Genomic DNA, 17,902 nt, shown 5'->3' on the forward strand with positions numbered 1-17,902 from the left:
GACCTTTTCACTTCCACGTCGGAAACGTCTCCGCCGAGCACGCGGAGGTTCGCTACGATCTCAGCCACTCTTCGTCGAGCCCCGTATTGTCCCCCTGAGCTGCACGGACATGCTAGTTGGCATGGCAAGATCGGCGACAACCCTGACGAGGACCGCAACGGGACAGACGGACAGGCTCAGCGGCAAGGTGGCCGCCCGCCACCTTCCTTCCCTGCCGGGCCGCGGCGCCGGCGCGGTGCGACCATGCAAGGCCGCCGTGGACCTGGGTGCGCAGCAGACCCAGCGACTCAAGGCCTGAGCACAGGATGTAGAAGTAGACTTATAATAAGTTCACTTCTATATTGTGCATGTGACGATCGCCAAGCCGCCCGAGATCTTCGACCGCGAGGCGGAGTGGGCCGAACTGGTCGACTTCATCAGCGACGAGTCTCCTCATCCGACTCTCGGTGTGGTGTCGGGAAGGCGACGCCAAGGCAAGACCCTCCTACTGGGCTCCATCTGTGACTCCGCCGGGGGCATCTACATCGAAGGCACCGAGGCGCTCCCGGCGGAGCACTTCCACCTCATCGGTGAGCAACTGGCCACCCGGCTCGGCAGCCCCGCCCCGCTGCACTTCACCTCCTGGCGTGCGGTCATCGAGGCGATCCTCGACCTGGAGACGCCGTCGCCCCTTCCCGTGGTGATCGACGAATTCCCCTACCTGGTCAAGGTCTCCCCCGAGCTGCCATCCGTCCTCCAGGCCGCCTTGGACCTCCGGCGACGCAGGAAAGGATCGCCGATCCGGCTGATCCTTTGCGGTTCCGCCCTCACCTTCATGGGCGGCCTGCTGGCCGGGAACGCTCCGCTGCGCGGCAGGGCGGGTCTGGAGCTGGTCGTGCCCACGCTGGACTATCGGCTCGCCGCCGAGTTCTGGCAGATCAGCAACCCGCGGCTCGCCCTCCTGACACACTCCGTGGTGGGTGGGACACCCGCCTACCGCCGTGAATACGTTCGCGATGACACGCCGCAGTCCTTGGATGATTTCGACGACTGGATCAAGCGCGCGGTGCTGAATCCGGCCCGCCCGCTCTTCCGCGAGGCACGCTATCTCCTCGCGGAAGAGCCGGACCTGCGCGACGCGGCTCTCTACCACTCGGTCCTGGCGGCAGTGGCCGAGGGGAACGCCTCGCGCGGCGGCATCGCCAATTACATCGGCCGCAAGGCCACGGAGATCAGCCACCCACTCGCTGTGCTGGAGGACGCCGGTCTGCTGGCCAAGTCCCCGGACATGTTGCGTGCGGCCCGCCCGCTCTACCGGATCACAGAGCCATTGATCAGCTTCTACCATGCGGTGATGCGCCCGGCATGGCGAGAGCTTGAGCGCCGGCGAGCCGACCAGGTGTGGCAGCGCAGCCGCGATCGGTTCCTGAGCGGAGTGGTGGGGCCGCACTTCGAAGAGATCTGCCGCACCTGGGCCGCGGACTTCGCGGGTGCGGAGGCGTTCGGGGGCATCCCCGCGGAGATCGGTCACGGAGTCGTCAACGACCCCGAACGCCGGACCAGCCACGAGGTGGACGTGGTGGTCCTGGGAGAGCCGGACGGCGGGCCTCGCAAAGTGCTCTCCCTGGGCGAGGTCAAATGGGGAGACACCATGTGCGAGGGGCACGTCGAACGGCTCCGCCGCGTTCGTGACCTGCTCGCCGACCGGGGCTACGACACACGATCGACCAGGCTGGCCTGCTACAGCGCCGCGGGATTCACTCCGGACCTGCTCGCGGCGGAAGGCGACGACCTCATGCTGGTCAACCCAGAACGCCTCTATTCCTGAAATTCCCGTCACGCACAGCTCGTACGCGGTCGCACGCATCCGTGACGGTTCGGCTCGTAGCAACTATGTCGTGCCATGGGTCCGTCGCTGATCCGGCTGGCACCGCTGTGTGCCGGGAGCGCTGGGATCCGTTTGCGGACACCGCGGGTCTCCACGCCCGGGTCACCGGCCTCGGCGAGGTCATGTTCAAGGGCGCGCAGCTTCATCCGCTCGGGTTCGCGCGTAGTGCCTGCGTTGGAATGGTGTCGAAGCACCAACGTGGCAAGACACGGCGTCGGAGAAACGCTGACGAACGGCTTCTCCACGCGCCTCGACCTGTCGCAGCAGACCGCCGCCGGTCTCATCGGCCGCTCGGAGAGCCGGCTCAGCCAGGTGGAACGCGGAAGGCCCTGGGAGGCGAGGCCGTCTGAGGGAACGGCGGCGTTGCAGTTGGTGAGGCCTCCCGTGCCGCCGCCACGGTCCTGGAACTGCGGTATGACCGGCGTTGGTGCGGCCGCTGTTTCCTCGGAGATCCAGAACTGCCAGCCGGGCGGGGCCGGTGGCCACGAGGTATCCGGTTGCCATCCCTTGGGAGGCTTCCATCCACGAGGTGGAACGGGCCAGCCAGGGGGAAGGTTGAATCGGGTCTCGGGCATGAGCGCTCTTCGTTGAACGGGGATGGCCGTATACAGGTGAGATAGCTATGAGCGCCAGAAGAGCTACAGGAAGCGAGCATTCGGCGCTTGGGCGCCGCCTTTTCGCCCGGTGATTGGTCACTCCATGTCGGTGAACCGACGTGGCCTACGGGTGAAGTCACACGGTCAGCCCGGTAATCGGGCAACAGTTGGGTGCGGAGGTCGGGCGCCTCATGGTGCTACGCAGTGGCACCTTGTGGCACATGGCTGTAGACTTGAGATGTGAGCATTGCTGAGCCAGACCGTTCCCATGAGGTCTCTCAACGCGACCTCCGCAACCGGTCCGCGGAGATCATGGACGGCTTGGAACGTGGGGAGCGCTACGCCGTCACCCGGAACGGCCACCACATCGGTGACCTCGTCCCCCTCCGCCGCCGACGCCGGGCTGTCACGCGCGCCGAATTCGCCGCCGTGTCCCGCGGCCTGCCAAGGCTGGACGACCGTAAATATCGGGAAGACATGGACCGCCATGTCAACGACGAGCTTTACGACCCTTACGACCGCGCATTCGGCAGGGACGATTCGGCTGGAGCCGAGGAATGACCCATGCCCAAGGATTGCTCGACACCAACATCCTCATCCTGCGCGCCGGCATCGATCCTGACGAGCTCCCCGATGAAATGATGATCAGCGCCATCACCACCGCGGAGCTCTCAGTCGGCGCCCTGGTGGCGAGCAGCCCGCAAGAGCTCGCCCAGCGCATGAAAATTCTGCAGACCACCGAAGCCGAATTCGACCCACTCCCCTTTGACGACACCGCAGCTCGCGAATACGGCCAGTTGTGGACGGCCGTCGTCGCCTCAGGGCGCAAACCACGCCCTCGTACGGCAGACCTGATGATCGCCTGTGTGGCAGTCGCGAACCGGCTACCCCTCTACACCTGCAATCCCAAGGATTTCAAGGGTCTCGACCACCTGGTCACCGTAGTTCCAGTCACCCGCCCTCACTGAATTGGCTCGCCAGGTAGTGCGGCACTGGTGAGCACACCGGCACCAGCCACATCGGTGGTATCGGCTGCCCATCGCCGATGTTCGCCACTGGGATGAGCATGGCGTGCTGTTTGAAGCAGGCGTCCGAGTCCTGGCCCACCGTTTCGTCCGTTGTCCTGTCGGTCACGCTATATCGGTGGACTGGCGGGGGTGCGGGTGGGATTTCACGGTCAGCCCGGTAATCGGGCAACGGGTGGGCAGGGATGGCGCCGGAGGCGCGGGGGTGCGCTGGAGGCGCCTCAATGTGAGCGGCTGAGCTCTTATGCGCGAAGCGCTGGGTGGGAAGGCCTTTTCGCGGGCCGGAGGCACGCCCAAGGAAGGGGCGGCTGAGCTCTTATGCGCGAAGCGCTGGGTGGGAAGGCATTTGTGCGGGCTGAAGGCACGGGCCGTTCGGTGAAACCGGGGCGAGGGTGGGGTGAAACCCGGGGCGTCGACAGTGGGGGCATGAGCATTACTGAGCTTGGACGTACCGGGGGGAGCTCGGTCCTGGACGGGGGCATCGAGCCGGCCGTACGGGCGCAAGGGCTGGTCAAGGCGTTCGGCGAGCATCGGGCCGTCGACGGGATCGACCTGGAGGTGCGCCCTGGGGAGATCTTCGGCGTCCTCGGCCCGAACGGCGCCGGCAAGACCACCACACTACGCATGCTGGCCACCCTGTTGAAGATCGACGCGGGGCGGGCCGAGATCTTCGGGGTCGACGTGGCCGGCAACCCGCACGTGATCCGCCAGTTGGTCGGTGTCACCGGACAGTACGCGTCGGTCGACGAGCACCTGACCGCCCGCGAGAACCTCTGGCTCTTCAGCCGCCTGCAGGGCATCGCCGCGCCGCGGGCCAGGCGGATCGCCACCGAGCTGCTGGGCCAGTTCGGGCTGGAGGAGGCCGCCGACAAACCGATCGCGCAGTTCTCCGGCGGCATGCGCCGGCGCCTCGACCTGGCGGCCAGCCTGATCACCAGGCCGCCGCTGATCTTCCTGGACGAGCCGACCACCGGTCTCGATCCGCGTACGCGCGGCCAGATGTGGGACACCATCCGCGGCCTGGTCGCCGACGGCTGCACGCTGCTGCTGACCACCCAGTACCTGGACGAGGCCGACCAGCTGGCCGATCGGGTCGCCGTCATCGACCACGGCCGCAAGGTCGCCGAGGGCACCCCGGACGAGTTGAAGACCGCGGTCGGCAACTCCACCCTCCAACTGCTGCTGGCCGAGCCGGACGAGGTGCCGGTCGCCGCGGAGGTCGTACGGCGCGTCCTCGGCTCCGAGCCGGTCCTCAGTCCGGAGCAAGGCCGCCTCAACGTCCCCCTCGACCAGGCCGACCTGGCCGCGGACGTACTGATCGCGCTGCGCACCGCCGGGGTGTCGATCTCCTCGGTGAGCGTGGCCAAGCCCAGCCTGGACGAGGTCTTCCTCGCCCTGACCGGCCACGAGACGGACGCGTCCGGCAAGGACGGCGGTAACGGTACGGAGGAGAGCCGATGAGCACCACGATCGCACCCGGCCGCGAGGCGGTCCGGGCCGCCGACCGCGTGACGGCCGCCCGGCGGCGCGTCTCCATAGGAGAGACGATCGCCCAGACCCTGACGATGGCGTGGCGGGCGGTCAAGAAGATGCGCCGCAACCCCGAGCAGTTCTTCGACGTGGCGCTGCAGCCCATCCTGTTCACCGCGATGTTCGCCTACATCTTCGGCGGCGCCATCGCCGGCGACGTGGAGAGCTACCTGCCCCTGATGATCCCCGGCATTCTGGCCCAGACCGTGCTGACGACGTGCATGGTCACGGGCACGCAACTGCGCGAGGACATGGAGAAGGGCGTCTTCGACCGGTTCAAGTCGCTGCCGATCGCCCGGATCGCCCCGCTCGCCGGCCCGATGGTGGCCGACCTGCTGCGCTACACGATCGCGGCCACGCTGACCTTCGGCATGGGACTGGTGATGGGCTACCGCCCGGGCGGCGGAGCGGGCGGCGTGCTCGCCGCGATCCTGCTGGCGATCTTCACCGGCTGGTCGCTGGCGTGGATCTTCACCTGGATCGGTACGATCGCCCGGAGCGCCCAGGCCGTGCAGGGCATCTCCATGATGATCCTGTTCCCGCTGACGTTCCTGTCGAACGCGTTCGTCCCGGTCGACACCCTGCCCGACTGGCTGGCGGCGTTCGTCCGGATCAACCCGGTTTCACACCTGGTCACGGCCGCCCGCGACCTCGCCAACAGCGCCCTCGTCAGCAGCGAGGTGGCCTGGACGCTCCTGGCGTGCGTCGTCGTCATCGTGATCTTCGCTCCGCTGTCGGTACGCAGTTACAAGCGGCACATGTGAGCTCCGCCCGTCACGTCCCGAGACCTGCTTGAGGAGGTTGCGCGCCTCGTCGAGCAGGTCGGCGCCGCGCCGGTCGCCGTACTCGGCCCGTACGGCGGCGATGATCCCGGGCGCGGCCCGCTCCGCGTACGGTTCGATCCGCTCGAAGGTCAAGCTGGGCATGCTGCTGTGGTACGCGAACCGCTCGGCCAGCACCAGCAACCCGATCGCGTCACGCGGGGCCATGGCCCGCCGCAGCAGTCCCCAGGCACCGACGGCGAAGAGCATCGAGCCGCACAGCGGGTAGTCGAGGACGGGGTTGCGCAGGCCCAGCAGGTCGTAGCCCAGAACGGTGGAGAACAGCTCCTCGCCGTACCGGACGTCTTCCGGCGGCGCGTGATACGCGTACGCCGCCAAGGTGGCCGACTCCGCGACGACCATCCACGGCGTGAACTCCGAACGCGGCACCCCGGGCAGGCGCAGGTCGCGCGACAACTGGACGGCCAGGCGGTAGTCCGCGAGCGCGGCGGCCGTCTCGCCGCGGGCGAGAGCGAGTTCGGCGGCGCACAGCGAGACCATCGCCACCCCGCCGGCCACCGTACCCTCGTCGTTGATCCTGGTGATCTCGGCGAGCTCGGCCTCCGCGGCTTCGAGGTCGCCGTCGGCGAGCGACGAGGCCAGCAGCACCACGCGGAGCCGGGTCTCGTCGTCGGTGGCGCCGAGCCGGCTCATCACCGGGAAGGCGGTCCGCGCGTGCCGGACCGCCCGCCGGCGGTCGCCGAGCTGCATGACCAGGTGGGCCAGCACGGCGTGCATGACCGCGGTGAACCACGGCCCCTCGTCCCCTCCGAGCATCGTCAGGGCCCGCTCGGCGGCCTCGATCGCCCCGGTCAGGTCCCCCGCGTTCTCCAGGACGTGGACGCTCGTCTGCGTCGCCGCCAGGGCCACCTGGTGGTCGGGGCTCCGGCTCAGCTCCGCCAGCCGGCGGAAGAGCTCCGCGCCGTCGGCCACGTCGCACGCGACCAGCACCGTGGCCGCCGCCGCCACCCGGGGATCCGTCGCGTCGCTGGTGGGCAGCGCGCGGAGCAGTTCGCGCAGCGGTTCGCCGCGGCCATCGGTCACGATGACGACGTTCATGAGTGTGACCAGGGCGGCGGTCCTGGTCGCCTCGACGAGCTCGGGCGGCGGCACCCAGCCGTCGAGCACCTGGATGATCCCGTCCCAGTGCACGAGGAACCGGAAATGGTCGCCGCGGATCGACCACAACGCGCCGACGCCGGCCAGCAACTGCACCGTGGTGGCGGGATCGGACTCGCAGATGGCCTGCCGGAACAGATCAGCGAGGTTGCCCTCCTCGGCACGCAACGCGTCCACCGCCGCGAACTGCGCCGGGCTGAAAATCCCGTCGGCGTGTTCCTGCGCGTAGGCCGTCGCCCAGGCCCGCTGCGCCGCCAGGGCGGGCGCCTCCTCACCGGCCTCCCGCAGCCGCATCCGCCCGAACTCCCTGACGGTCTCCAGCATCCGGTAACGCAGCCCGTACGCCGTCTCGCGGACGCTCAGCATCGACTGCTCGGTCAGCGCGTTCATGACGTACAGGGCGTCCGGGCCGAGTACGTGCTCGGCGGCGGCCAGCGTGAACCCGTCACCGAACAGCGACAACCACCGCAACGCCCGTCGCTCGGGCTCGTCGAGCAGATTCCACGACCAGTCGATGACCGCGAGCAGCGTCTGGTGCCGGTCGGGGGCCGTCCGGTTACCGCCGCGCAGCAGGGCGAACCGGTCCGCCAGGCGGCGCGCGATCTCCTCCACCGACATCACGCGCACCTTGGCCGCGGCCAGCTCGATCGCGAGCGGCAGCCCGTCGAGGCGGGCGACGACCTCCTTGACCACGTCCTCGTCGATCCGCACGTACGGGCGGGCGGCCGTGGCGCGCTGGCGGAACAGCTCCACCGCGTCGCCCGTGGGCAGCTCGCCGAGCAGGTAGACGCGTTCGGCGGGGATCGACAAGGGGGCGCGCGAGGTGGTGAGCACCCGCAGGTCGCGGGTCGTCACGGTCAGGAACGCCACCAGGTCGGCGACGGCCTCGATCACGTGCTCGCAGTTGTCCAGGATCAGCAACGCCGGGGCCTGGTCGAGCTGCTGGGCGATCCGGGCGCGAACGTCGGAGCGCTGCTGGGCGGTCAGAGTACGGCGCCCGCTGACCGAGTCGCGAACCCCGAGCGCCGAACCCACCTCGCCCACCACGCCCTCCGGCGAGGAGACGCCGACGAGCTCGACGAAGTGGGCGATGGGCTGCGCGGCGTTCCGGCCGACGACATGAGCCAGCCGCGTCTTGCCCAGCCCACCTGGGCCGACGATGGAGACCACCCGGTTGGCCGGTAACAGGGCTTGCAGCGCGCGGATGTCGTCGTCTCGGCCGAGCAGCGAGGAACCGTCGTACAGGATGCCCTTGCGCACCGGCCGGTCGGCGGCGAGGAGCTCGGCGTGGAGGCGGGCGAGCTCGGGCCCCGGTTCGGTGCCGAGCCGCGCGACCAGGCCCGCGCGGTAGCGCTCGTAGCGCTCCAGGGCGGCGGCGACCCCGCGTCCGGCGGCCTCGCTGCGCAGCAGGCAGGCGAGCAGCTCCTCGTCGTGCGGGCGGTCGGCCGCGACCTCCTCCAGCAGCGGCAGCGCGGCCTCGTGGGCGCCGCTGCGGCTCTGCGCGAGCGCCACCACCCGTCGCGCCTCGGCCACCCACCCCGCCGCGCGGCCCCTCAGCTCGCCGAGCGCTCCCGTCGCCCCGGCCAAGCCACCGCCCACGAAACCCATGGCCCCTTCCGAGCCGCCGCCCACGAGACCCCTGGCGGCTTCCGGGCCGCCGCCCACGAGGCCCATGGCCTCTTCGGCGCGGCTGCGCGCGAGCGCCGTGTCGCCCTCGCCCAGTGCGGCCCGTGCCTGCTCCACCAGTGAGCCGAGCAGCAGCGCGTCCACCTCGCCCGGGGACAGCCCGAGCCGGTAGCCACGCGGGATCCGCACCACGACGTCGGCGCCGGTCGCCGCCCTGGTCCGCGAGACGACCACCTGCAGCGCCTTGGTCGGGTTGGCCGGCGCCTCGTCGGGCCACAGCTCCTCGACCAGGCGTTCGTCGGCGACCCCGGCACGCCCGTGCATGGCGAGCACGGCCAGCAGGGTCTGCGCGCGGTCGCCGACCACGCGCGCACCCTGCCAGCGGACGCCGTCGAGCAGGACGAGTGCTGGTGACACTCCTTCAGCTTACGGACGACTCCGATCGGGTGTTCACCCCCAGACCCTCAGGCGTGGGTCACCACGACGTCATCGCTCTTGACGAACATGACGCGGTGGCCGAACTGGATCTGGTGGTACTCCTGGGTTCCGCGGACCACGCGGTGCCGGGTGGCGTCGAAGGTCGTCGCCGAGTAGTACTCGCCGGTCGTGGTCAGGCCGACCGTGTACGACTGCCCGGCAGGAAACGTGTACTGCAGCGGGACGAGCGGCAGCGCCGGCACGTCGGGCGGGTACGCCTCGGGCTCCGGATACGCGCGGCCGTACACGGGGATCGATACCAGGCCGGGCCGGGGCGTGGCGATCAGGACACGGCTGGGGACGGCCACGGGATCGGCCGCCGGGTTGTGGAACCACGCCTTCTGGCCCAGATACCAGATGGCCGTCCAGTCGTCCCGCCGCTCGGCGACGACGTAGCGCTGGCCGGTGACGGCACGGGCGGCGTGGTCGTACACGCTGGTGGTCGACTCCCCCGTCGGGTGCTTGCCGATGTCCTTCACCAGGGGCGCGTCCGCCCGCGGTTCGGTGCGCAGCCAGATCGAGGCCGAGCCGTGCGGGGGGCAGGCGGCGTCGGGGTTCTGGTCGTCGCAGCCGGTGTAGACCGGGCGGTTGCGGTCGTAGTCGGGCAGGATCATGACCGTGGCCGTGGTGGCGTCGCCGTCGGGGCCGAACGGGGCGCCCATGAGGTCGAAGAAGTGCGCCCAGTCCCAGTACGGGCCCGGGTCCTCGTGCATCGTCGCCACCTTCTCCGGCAGCAGGCCGGGCACGTTGTCGTGGCCGAGGATGTGGGCGCGGTCCAGCGGGATGCCGTACTTGTCGGCCAGGTGACGCACGAGCTTGGCGGACGTGCGGTACATCGCCTCGGTGTACCAGGTGCCGCCGGTGGCCAGGAAGCCCTCGTGTTCCAGGCCGATGGACTTGGCGTTGACGTACCAGTTGCCGGCGTGCCAGCCCACGTCCTTGGTGCGCACGTGCTGGGCGAGGTGGCCGTCGTGCGAGCGCAGCGTGTAGTGCCAGCCGAGGCGCTTCGGGTTCTGCACGAGGCCGATCGTCTCGTCGTAGGGGGTCTCGGTGTCGTGGATGACGATGTACTGGATCGCCTGGCTGCCGGGGCGGTCGGCGAGGTCGTGGTTGCCGTACTTGCCGTCGCCCAGCTCCTGGTACGGCGCCGGGATCCACTCGCAGGGGAGCGATTCGGGGGCGTCCACGCCGTCGGCGCGGGCCAGGCGGGGCAGGTCCAGCCTGCTCAGCCAGGTGCGGGACGGGCGCACGTCGGGAGAGGGGGCCAGCCTCACCTCGGCACCGGTGTCGGGCACCCGGGTGGCGCCCTCGCGGATGACCGCGTACACCTCGTCGGCGAAGGCCGCCGCTTCCTCCTCGGTCGAGGCGCCCGCGTAACGGGCCACCGCGCCGTACCAGTCGGCGGGGTCGTCGCTCATCGGGGCGCCCAGGGCCTGCTGGTAGTCGGCGAGCAGCGCCGCGCCGCCGTCGATGTTGGCCGCCGGGTCCGTACGCAGGCGCTCGCGGCTCGTCCCGGTCAGCTCGGCGGCGCGTTCCAGGGTGTGCGGGGACGCGGGCGGGCGGCTCGGCCGCTTCGCCCGTCCGGCGGGACGCAACGGTGGACGGGAGTCGTCACCGCGCGGGTCCTCGTCCCCGTCCAGGTGATGGTGCGACCTGGCCGGCGCGGGACCGTCGGTGAGGTGCATGGGGCCGAACCCCGCGGCCGTACTGGGCCCGCCGCCGTTGCAGTCCCAGCGCGACTCCAGGTAGGACACGGCGAGCAGGACGCGCTCCGGCACGCGGTGCTTCTTCGCGGCCTGCGCGAACGCCTTCGGCATCGTGGTCATGGAAACCACCTCCGCATGCACGGTCGCAGGGACGCAGGTCAACCGGAGGGCGACATGACCCGACTTTCCGCTTTCTTGTGGGTAATGCGACAGGGTCGTTCCGCAGCGGACGGTGTGGCGATAATCCGTTGTCGGTCGCCACCCGTCTCCCTGATGATGGCGGCCATGGCCACCACCCGAAGAGCCGACATGTTCACCGCGGACGGCAAGCCCTCCGACGACGACCCGCGTGAGCACGGGCCGAGGCTGGGCGACGAGCGCACCACACTGGTCGAGTCCCTGCGCTGCCAGCGCCTCACGCTGGAGCTGAAATGCGCGGATCTTGACGCGGACGCCATGGCCCGGCGTGCCGTCGAGCCGTCGACGATGTCGCTCCTGGGGCTGGTGCGGCACCTGGCCGAGATGGAGCGGGCGACGTTCCGGGTGCTGATGGCGGGCGCGGACGTGCCCCGGCTGTTCTGCTCCGACACCGATCGTGACGGCGATTTCGACGGCGCCGTTCCCGACCCCGAGGTGGTCGCGGAGGCGTGGGACGCCTGGCGGGCGGAGGTGGACTTCGCCACCCGGTTCGTCGCCGAGGCGCCCAGCCTCGACATCACCGCCAACGACCCGCTGAACCTGCACGGCAGCGGCGGCGGGGCGATGTCCCTGCGCGAGGCACTGGTCGGAATCATCGAGGAGTACGCCCGCCACATGGGCCACGCCGACCTGCTCCGCGAACGCATCGACGGACGCATCGGCCAGTGACGATCGATGGCATGCCGAGGCCGTTACGCCGACTCCCTCACGGCCGAGCCTGCCACCGCCCGTTGCCGCGTGACGCGGCGGCGCCTGATCGGCAGCCCGAGCGTCGGGTTGGCGACTCCCCAGGCGGCGCCCTTGCAGATCAGCTCCTTGTAGACGGCGGCGAGCCGGCCGGTCAGGACCGCCGGCACGGCGCGGTCGTCGGCGGTGACGTACTGGATCAGGCCCTCCCTGCGGCCGAGTGAGATGCACTGGTTGAAGTAGCGGACCGGCGCGTTCGGGAGCTTCCCGCCGGTCAGGCGCGCCGCGATCGAGTCGGCGGCCTGCCACGCGGCCGGAGTTCCCGAGGCGCACGACATCCGCAGCGGCTTGTTCCCGGGGCCCATCGCCATGGCGGAGTCGCCGACGGCGTACACGTCGGGGTGGGAGACCGAGCGCATGGTCCCGTCGACCACGATCTGGCCGGTGCCGGTGACCTTCAGGGCGGTCGCCTTCGCGATCGGGTGGACCGCGAAGCCGGTGGTCCACACGGTGACCGCGGCCGGGATGGCCCTGCCGTCAGCGGTGACGACGCGGTCGGCCTCGACGCCGGTCACGGCGGCGTGCTCGTACACGGTGATCCCGAGCCGGCCGAAGACCTTCCGCAGGTGGGCGCGGCCCTTGGGGGAGAGCCCGTCGCCGAGGCCGCCGCCGGCGGCGAGGGCGACGTCGAGGTCCGGGCGGGCCTCGGCGATCTCGGTCGCGGCCTCCACGCCGGTCAGGCCGCCGCCGACGACGACCACGCTCTGCCCGGCGTCGAGGCCGGCCAGGCGCTCGCGCAGCCGGAGCGCTCCGGCGCGGCCGGCGATCTCGTAGGCGTGCTCGGCGGTGCCAGGGACGCCTTGGGCGTTCCAGCCGCTGCCGAGGGCGTAGACGAGCGTGTCGTAGGCGAGCTCCTCGGCGCCGTTCGCGTCGAGGACGGTGACGGTCTTGTGGTCGACGTCCACGCCGGTGACCGTCGCGAGCCGCAGTTCGACGCCGGTGCCCGCGAACATCTCGTGGAACGGCCGGGGCCTGAGGTCCTGGCCGGTCGCCAGCTGGTGCATGCGTACGCGTTCGACGAAGTCGGGCTCGGCGTTGACGACGGTGATGGCGACGTCCTCCCGGTGCAGCCGCCTGGCGAGGCGGCCGGCGACGATCGCTCCGGTGTATCCGGCTCCGAGGACGATGATGCGGTGCTGCATTCCCCTGCTCCTGTCTCGCGCGGGTTCGCCCCTTGAACCGGGTGACCCGCCGCTTCCTGACAGGAACACGATGTGAAGCTCCTCACACAGCCGCTCAGAAGGCGGTGATCAGCGGCTCCCCGTGGTCGACGGTCGCCCAGAGCGCGGTCGCGCGTTCGAGCTTGTCGGGGTTGGCCTGGTTGCGGAACGCGGCGATGCCCTCGGCGGTGACCTCCAGGCACATGACGCCGATGACCCTGCCGTCCACGACGGCCACGACGGCGGGGTCGCCGTTGGCGGTCCAGGCGTAGATCTCGGCCTCTCCGCCGATCAGGGCGCGCTTGGCCGTGCTGGGTTTGAACAGGCCCCGCATGAACCTCGCGACCGCCGTGGCGCCCTCGAATGCCTTGACCCGCGCCGGGACCTTCCCGCCGCCGTCGGCGATCGAGACGGCGTCCGCGGTGAGCAGCCGTACGAGGGGCTCGGTCCGGCCGCTGTTGGCGGCCTCCAGGAACTCCTCGACGATCCGCCGGGCGGCGGCCTGGTCGATCTCGACCCTGGCCTTGCCGTCCGCGACGTGCTTCTTGGCCCGGTGGAGGGTCTGCTGGCTGGCGGCCTCGGTGAGGTCGAGGATCTGGGCGATCTCCCGATGCGAGTAACCGAACGCCTCCCGCAGCACGTACACCGCCCGCTCGTTGGGGGTGAGGCGCTCCATGAGGGCGAGGACCGCATAGGAGACCGACTCGCGCTGCTCGGCGGTGTCGGCCGGGCCGAGCAGCGGGTCCCCGCCGAGCAGCGGCTCGGGAAGCCATTGCCCCACATAGGTCTCGCGACGCGCCCGCGCGGAGGTGAGCTGGTTGAGGCACAGGTTGGTGACCACCTTCGTCAGCCAGGCCTCGGGGACCTCGATCCGGTCGACGTCGGCGTCCTGCCAGCGCAGGAACGTCTCCTGCACGACGTCCTCGGCCTCCCCGGCGGAGCCGAGCAGCCGGTAGGCGATGGCCTCCAGGCGGGGCCTGGCGGCCACGAACCGATCCACGTCGTTCGCGGTCAAGGGCATGGCCCGATCCTAATTGCCGCCTCGTCCCGGTCGCCGGTCGGCCCGCACCACCCAACCGTTTCCCGATGGCTGTTGTCCGGCTGCCACTGATCACGTTTTAATGACGATGAGTTCAGCTGGCAGCCGGCCCAGGGTTGAGAAAGCGTGCGACCGATATTCCGGGAAATGCGCGCCTGCGTGGTCATGGGATCAGTGACGGCTTGGAGTCCAGATGCATGACGAACCGGCACCACCTCCGTCCCTCGCCGCGCGCGCCTGGAACCTGTCACACCAGGTGGGTACGCTTTTCCGGCGTCGCCTGGTGGTGATCGTCGTTGTCGTCGCCGTCCTGGTGTCCACTGTGGTGCTCGTGAGTTACACCCAGGGATGGTGGCCGTGGGGCGGCTGTGACACCAGGAGCGCGGACGTCGTCGCCGTGGACGACGAATGCGTCGGGCTGATGGACCCGGCCGACGGGACGATGGTCCTGGGCGAGCAGTACCGGCCGATCCTGGAGGCCATCGCGGCGGAGAACCGGGGTGTCACCGCGGGCAAGGACTACAGCACGATCGCGCTCATGGCCCCGATGGGCGCGGGCCCACGCGGACTGGTCGGCGATCGTGCCCTCCACCAGCTCGAAGGGGCGTTCATCGGCCAGTACCGCGCCAACCGTTCCGAGACGTTCCCCAAGCTCCGGCTCCTGCTGGCCAACACCGGTCACGACGGCTCGAAGTGGCGGACGACCGTGCAGGCGGTTCGGAAGAACGCCGCGACGGGTGACACGGGGAGCCCCGGGCAGATCGTCGCGGTCACCGGCATGGGCCCGAGCCAGCAGGAAAGCATCGACGCCGCCCGTGCCCTGGCCAAGGACCCCGGAATCCCGATGGTCGCCGACTTCATCAGCGCGGCCGGGTTCAACACCACCGGTGAGATCGACGACGGCGGGCCCATTCCTGGTCTCACCCGTACCGCGGTCAGCACCGCGACCCAGTTGCTCGCCATCGCCGAGGAGTTCAAGAAGAACAAGGTCGGCGGGAACGCGGCCCTCATGTGGGCCGACGTTACCCCGCAGGGAACCACGGACCTTTACGCCCGCTCGCTGAAGGACGCGTTCCTCGATCCGGACCTCGGGCTCAAGCCGTACGTCGACAGGTCCGGGCTCAGCTTCCCCTTCGACCCGCGCGGCGGCCCCTCGCTCCTGCGGACCATCAGCGACACGATCTGCGGGTCCAAGATCGACATGATCTTCTACGCGGGCCGCCAGGCGTTCATGCCCACGTTCCTCAAGCTGCTGCGGAGCCGGCCGTGCCGGTCCACGCCCATCACCGTGGTCACCGGGGACGACGCCCAGGACCAGGATCCGAACGACCCGTCGCTGCACGACCCCGAGGCGCCCATCAAGGTGATGTTCGTGCCGCTCGCCGATCCCAACCGGCTCGACAACGAGGCCAATCCGGACCGGCAGCTCTACCGCGACTTCCGTAACGAGTTCGTGGCGCCCCACCACGGGGTGACCTTCCCTCCGGCGCATCTCGGCACCGGGCTGGCGATCCTGGCGTACGACGCGGTGACGGCCGCCGCCACCGCGGTCCAGAAGGCCGCCATCGGCGTGGACCCGTCCCAGCTCACCCTGCCCTCCGCCGCGGCGGTGCGCGGGCAGCTCTACCTGTTCACCGGCACCAACGTCATCCGCGGCGCCAGCGGCGCCTTCACCCTCGACTCCACGACCGGGGAACGGGTGAACGTCACCACGCCCACCCCCGTGACTATCCCGTGACCACGACGATCACCGTCAACGCCACTGCCGCGACGAGCAGCAGGAGCAGCCACCAGCGGGTGGCCGGCACGCGGCGTACGCGCTCCAGTTCCCCCGTCCCGGTGAGGCGGAGCACCGCCGTACCGATCGTGAACCGGTCACCCGGTCGCAGGGTCGTGTAGAGAACAGGACGGCCGCCGACGAAGGTGCCCAGCCCGCCGCTGTGGTCATGCAGCCGGTAGCCCGCGCTCACCTTGCGGACGGTGGCGTGCGCCGGGGCGATCCCCACCCCGGCGATCACGATGTCGGCCGCGGGCCCGCTGCCCAGCGTGGTGATCTCCTTCAGCGTCCCGAGGGCGGGCGGCAGGATCCCGGTACGGGTCACCGTCGCCTGCACGGTTCCCGACGGGTGCCCCACGAGGCGGCCGAGCAGCTGCATGGTGGTGGGCCGCCGCGCCGGATCCTTGGCGAGGCAGTCGGCGACCAGTGAACGCAGCGGCTCCGGTATCGCTCCCACGTCGGGCGTCTCGGTCAGGACCCGGTTGATGATGACGGCCACGTTGCTGCCCCCGAACGGCACCTTGCCGGTAGCGGCGAAATACAGCGTGCCCGCCCAGGCGTGCACGTCGGCGGGGGGACCGGCTTCGGCGTCGACCCCGGCGACCTGCTCCGGCGCGAGATAGCCGGGGGTTCCCACGGTCGTGGTGATCGCGGCGCTCGCCTCCAGGGCCCGGGCGACGCCGAAGTCCACGACCCGCGGCCCGTCCGGCCCGATGATGACGTTGGCCGGCTTGAGATCCCGGTGGACGACTCCCGCGCCATGGATCGCCGCCAGGGCGGTGGCCGTGTAGGTCGCCAGGCGTTCGAGCGCGGCCCCCGACAGCGGCCCCTGCGTGTCGACGAGCTCCTGCAACGACGGGCCTTCCACGTATTCGCTCACGATGTACGGCTGGTCACCGCCGACGTCGGCATCGATGATCATCGCCGTGTACGCCCTGGGCACCCGCGACGCGATGGCCACCTCGTCCGCGAACCGCCTGCGGGCCTTCGGGTCGGCCGCCCCCTGCGCGTGGATCACCTTGATCGCGACCCGGCCCGCCTCGCCCCGCGCCAGGTAGACCGTGCCCTGGCCGCCGACCCCCAGGCAGCCGAGCACCTCGTAGGGCCCGATGCGCCGTGGCGCGCCGGTGTACATTCAGGCTCCCCACGTGTCCGCGTGCATTCAGGCTCCCCACGTGACCGCGTACATTCAGGCTCCCCACGTGACCGCGACGACGACGGCGATCGCCGCCAGGACGACGATCAGCACCACGATCCCGCCGTGCCGGCCGCGCGAGCCGTCCCCGACCGCGGACCTGCCCCGCCGCCACGCCTCGCGCAGGTTGGAGTCGGTCTCGACGTAGATGTGTTCGGGGGTGACGAGCCACCGCCAGGACTCCCCCGCCGCCCGCCATCTCGCGGTGTCCACCGATTCCGGCGCGCCGTCCAGGCACTGGCCGATCAGCCGGCGATGCCGCGACGGCAGGACCCTGGCGAGCGCGGCCTCGTCGGGCTCCCACGCTTCGGCGCTCTCCTGGAGGCACCGCACGACGGCCCAGGCGAACTTGTAGTAGTCCGTCTCCGGGGTGAACCCGCCGTCACGGGGGAGCTTCCACTGCTCGGGATCGACCTCCGGCAGGGCGCCACGGCCCCCGACCGGCAGGCAGGAGTCGCAGTCCAGCAGGTATACCGCGGGTGCCGGGTCGATGGTGAAGACGGCGTTGCGCAGTTGCAGATCGCCCACCACATAGCCCCGCTCGTGCAGCCACTGCACCGTCGTGAGCAACTGGCCGAGCACGGCCAGCTTGTAGGGCGGCTCGTAGTAGCGCGTACCGTACTGGTCGCGAAGGGCGTTCGCCCGCTCGGGCGACCGGGTGAGCTCGTCCAGGTGGCGCGGCACCAGGCGGGCGCGGAGCTCGACGAACATTCGCTCGGGAGCGGGCCTGATCAGGATGCCGGTGACCCGGTCCTGCCGGACCACCGCGACCGGCCACGCGCAGCGCTGGTCGAGGGTCACACGGTCCTGCCGGGGGAGTTCGCGTCGCCAGCGCACCATGGCGAGCAGGGCGTCCTCGTCCAGCCCCGTCAGCGTCTCCTCGTCGTACCGTTTGACCAGGAACCGGCCGGGGACGCCGTCGACCTCGCACGGCGCCAGGCTGCGGGCCTGACCGCCCGGGCGCAGCTGGTAGACCTCGGTGTCCGTGGCGGACGTCAGATCCGCTTCCTCGACCACGA

12 protein-coding genes and 1 pseudogene are annotated in these 17,902 nt (G+C 70.5%); 7 read left to right on the plus strand and 6 right to left on the minus strand.

Annotated features, from left to right (window positions below; translation table 11 throughout):
* Positions 1–349: 349 nt before the first annotated feature.
* The 5 genes from BLS95_RS47145 (at position 350) to BLS95_RS47170 (ending at position 5,782) form a co-directional block, all read left to right on the plus strand.
* The gene (locus BLS95_RS47145; RefSeq protein WP_218136330.1) at positions 350–1,807 is read left to right on the plus strand and encodes an ATP-binding protein; all 1,458 of its coding nucleotides are present in this window, start codon (positions 350–352) and stop codon (positions 1,805–1,807) included.
* Positions 1,808–2,703: 896 nt separating this feature from the next.
* Positions 2,704–3,024, plus strand: coding sequence for a type II toxin-antitoxin system Phd/YefM family antitoxin (locus BLS95_RS47150; protein ID WP_218136331.1), 321 nt, complete (start codon positions 2,704–2,706; stop codon positions 3,022–3,024).
* Entirely contained in the window at positions 3,021–3,431 is a 411-nt protein-coding gene (locus tag BLS95_RS47155; RefSeq protein WP_090946148.1) for a type II toxin-antitoxin system VapC family toxin, read from the plus strand. The genes BLS95_RS47150 and BLS95_RS47155 overlap by 4 nt, the downstream gene beginning before the upstream one ends.
* Before the next feature lie 483 nt (positions 3,432–3,914).
* The gene (locus BLS95_RS47165; protein ID WP_090946150.1) at positions 3,915–4,949 is read left to right on the plus strand and encodes an ATP-binding cassette domain-containing protein; all 1,035 of its coding nucleotides are present in this window, start codon (positions 3,915–3,917) and stop codon (positions 4,947–4,949) included.
* The gene (locus BLS95_RS47170) at positions 4,946–5,782 is read left to right on the plus strand and encodes an ABC transporter permease (RefSeq protein WP_090946151.1); all 837 of its coding nucleotides are present in this window, start codon (positions 4,946–4,948) and stop codon (positions 5,780–5,782) included. The genes BLS95_RS47165 and BLS95_RS47170 overlap by 4 nt, the downstream gene beginning before the upstream one ends.
* Positions 5,783–7,825: 2,043 nt before the next feature.
* On the opposite strand, the pseudogene BLS95_RS60075 reads toward BLS95_RS47170, so the two are convergent.
* Positions 7,826–8,908 (minus strand): annotated as a pseudogene (locus BLS95_RS60075) (AfsR/SARP family transcriptional regulator); the annotation flags it as partial.
* Positions 8,909–9,048: 140 nt separating this feature from the next.
* Entirely contained in the window at positions 9,049–10,887 is a 1,839-nt protein-coding gene (locus tag BLS95_RS47180; RefSeq protein WP_090946152.1) for an N-acetylmuramoyl-L-alanine amidase, read from the minus strand.
* A 165-nt stretch (positions 10,888–11,052) separates the two neighbouring features.
* Here BLS95_RS47180 and BLS95_RS47185 point away from each other — a divergent pair, with 165 nt between their 5' ends.
* Positions 11,053–11,634: a DinB family protein gene (locus tag BLS95_RS47185; RefSeq protein WP_090946153.1), complete on the plus strand. Its 582-nt coding sequence runs from the start codon at positions 11,053–11,055 to the stop codon at positions 11,632–11,634.
* 23 nt (positions 11,635–11,657) lie between these two features.
* On the opposite strand, the gene BLS95_RS47190 is transcribed toward BLS95_RS47185, so the two are convergent.
* Positions 11,658–12,854: an NAD(P)/FAD-dependent oxidoreductase gene (locus BLS95_RS47190; protein WP_090946154.1), complete on the minus strand. Its 1,197-nt coding sequence runs from the start codon at positions 12,852–12,854 to the stop codon at positions 11,658–11,660.
* 94 nt (positions 12,855–12,948) lie between these two features.
* The gene (locus BLS95_RS47195) at positions 12,949–13,893 is read right to left on the minus strand and encodes an RNA polymerase sigma-70 factor (protein ID WP_090946155.1); all 945 of its coding nucleotides are present in this window, start codon (positions 13,891–13,893) and stop codon (positions 12,949–12,951) included.
* A 211-nt stretch (positions 13,894–14,104) separates the two neighbouring features.
* Here BLS95_RS47195 and BLS95_RS47200 point away from each other — a divergent pair, with 211 nt between their 5' ends.
* Positions 14,105–15,649, plus strand: a complete 1,545-nt coding sequence (locus BLS95_RS47200; protein ID WP_143044198.1) for a hypothetical protein — start codon at positions 14,105–14,107, stop codon at positions 15,647–15,649.
* Here BLS95_RS47200 and BLS95_RS47205 read toward each other — a convergent pair.
* Together BLS95_RS47205 and BLS95_RS47210 are read right to left on the minus strand one after the other, a co-directional pair.
* Positions 15,639–16,823, minus strand: a complete 1,185-nt coding sequence (locus tag BLS95_RS47205; protein WP_090946157.1) for an FHA domain-containing serine/threonine-protein kinase — start codon at positions 16,821–16,823, stop codon at positions 15,639–15,641. The two genes, BLS95_RS47200 and BLS95_RS47205, sit on opposite strands and share 11 nt — an antisense overlap.
* A 54-nt stretch (positions 16,824–16,877) precedes the next feature.
* Positions 16,878–17,900 (minus strand): hypothetical protein, encoded by a 1,023-nt coding sequence (locus BLS95_RS47210; RefSeq protein ID WP_090946158.1) that lies wholly within the window; start codon positions 17,898–17,900, stop codon positions 16,878–16,880.
* Positions 17,901–17,902 lie beyond the last annotated feature (2 nt).

The sequence above is a fragment of the Nonomuraea jiangxiensis genome (assembly GCF_900099965.1).
Taxonomy (GTDB): Bacteria; Actinomycetota; Actinomycetes; order Streptosporangiales; family Streptosporangiaceae; genus Nonomuraea; species Nonomuraea jiangxiensis.

Excerpts from the sequence above, each read along its gene's own strand:
- BLS95_RS47155 (WP_090946148.1), top strand. The coding sequence starts at position 3,021 with ATGACCCATGCCCAAGGATTGCTCGACACCAACATCCTCATCCTGCGC.
- BLS95_RS47200 (WP_143044198.1), top strand. The coding sequence starts at position 14,105 with ATGCATGACGAACCGGCACCACCTCCGTCCCTCGCCGCGCGCGCCTGG.
- BLS95_RS47185 (WP_090946153.1), top strand. The coding sequence starts at position 11,053 with ATGGCCACCACCCGAAGAGCCGACATGTTCACCGCGGACGGCAAGCCC.
- BLS95_RS47180 (WP_090946152.1), bottom strand. The coding sequence starts at position 10,887 with ATGACCACGATGCCGAAGGCGTTCGCGCAGGCCGCGAAGAAGCACCGC.
- BLS95_RS47165 (WP_090946150.1), top strand. The coding sequence starts at position 3,915 with ATGAGCATTACTGAGCTTGGACGTACCGGGGGGAGCTCGGTCCTGGAC.
- BLS95_RS47190 (WP_090946154.1), bottom strand. The coding sequence starts at position 12,854 with ATGCAGCACCGCATCATCGTCCTCGGAGCCGGATACACCGGAGCGATC.
- BLS95_RS47205 (WP_090946157.1), bottom strand. The coding sequence starts at position 16,823 with ATGTACACCGGCGCGCCACGGCGCATCGGGCCCTACGAGGTGCTCGGC.
- BLS95_RS47170 (WP_090946151.1), top strand. The coding sequence starts at position 4,946 with ATGAGCACCACGATCGCACCCGGCCGCGAGGCGGTCCGGGCCGCCGAC.
- BLS95_RS47195 (WP_090946155.1), bottom strand. The coding sequence starts at position 13,893 with ATGCCCTTGACCGCGAACGACGTGGATCGGTTCGTGGCCGCCAGGCCC.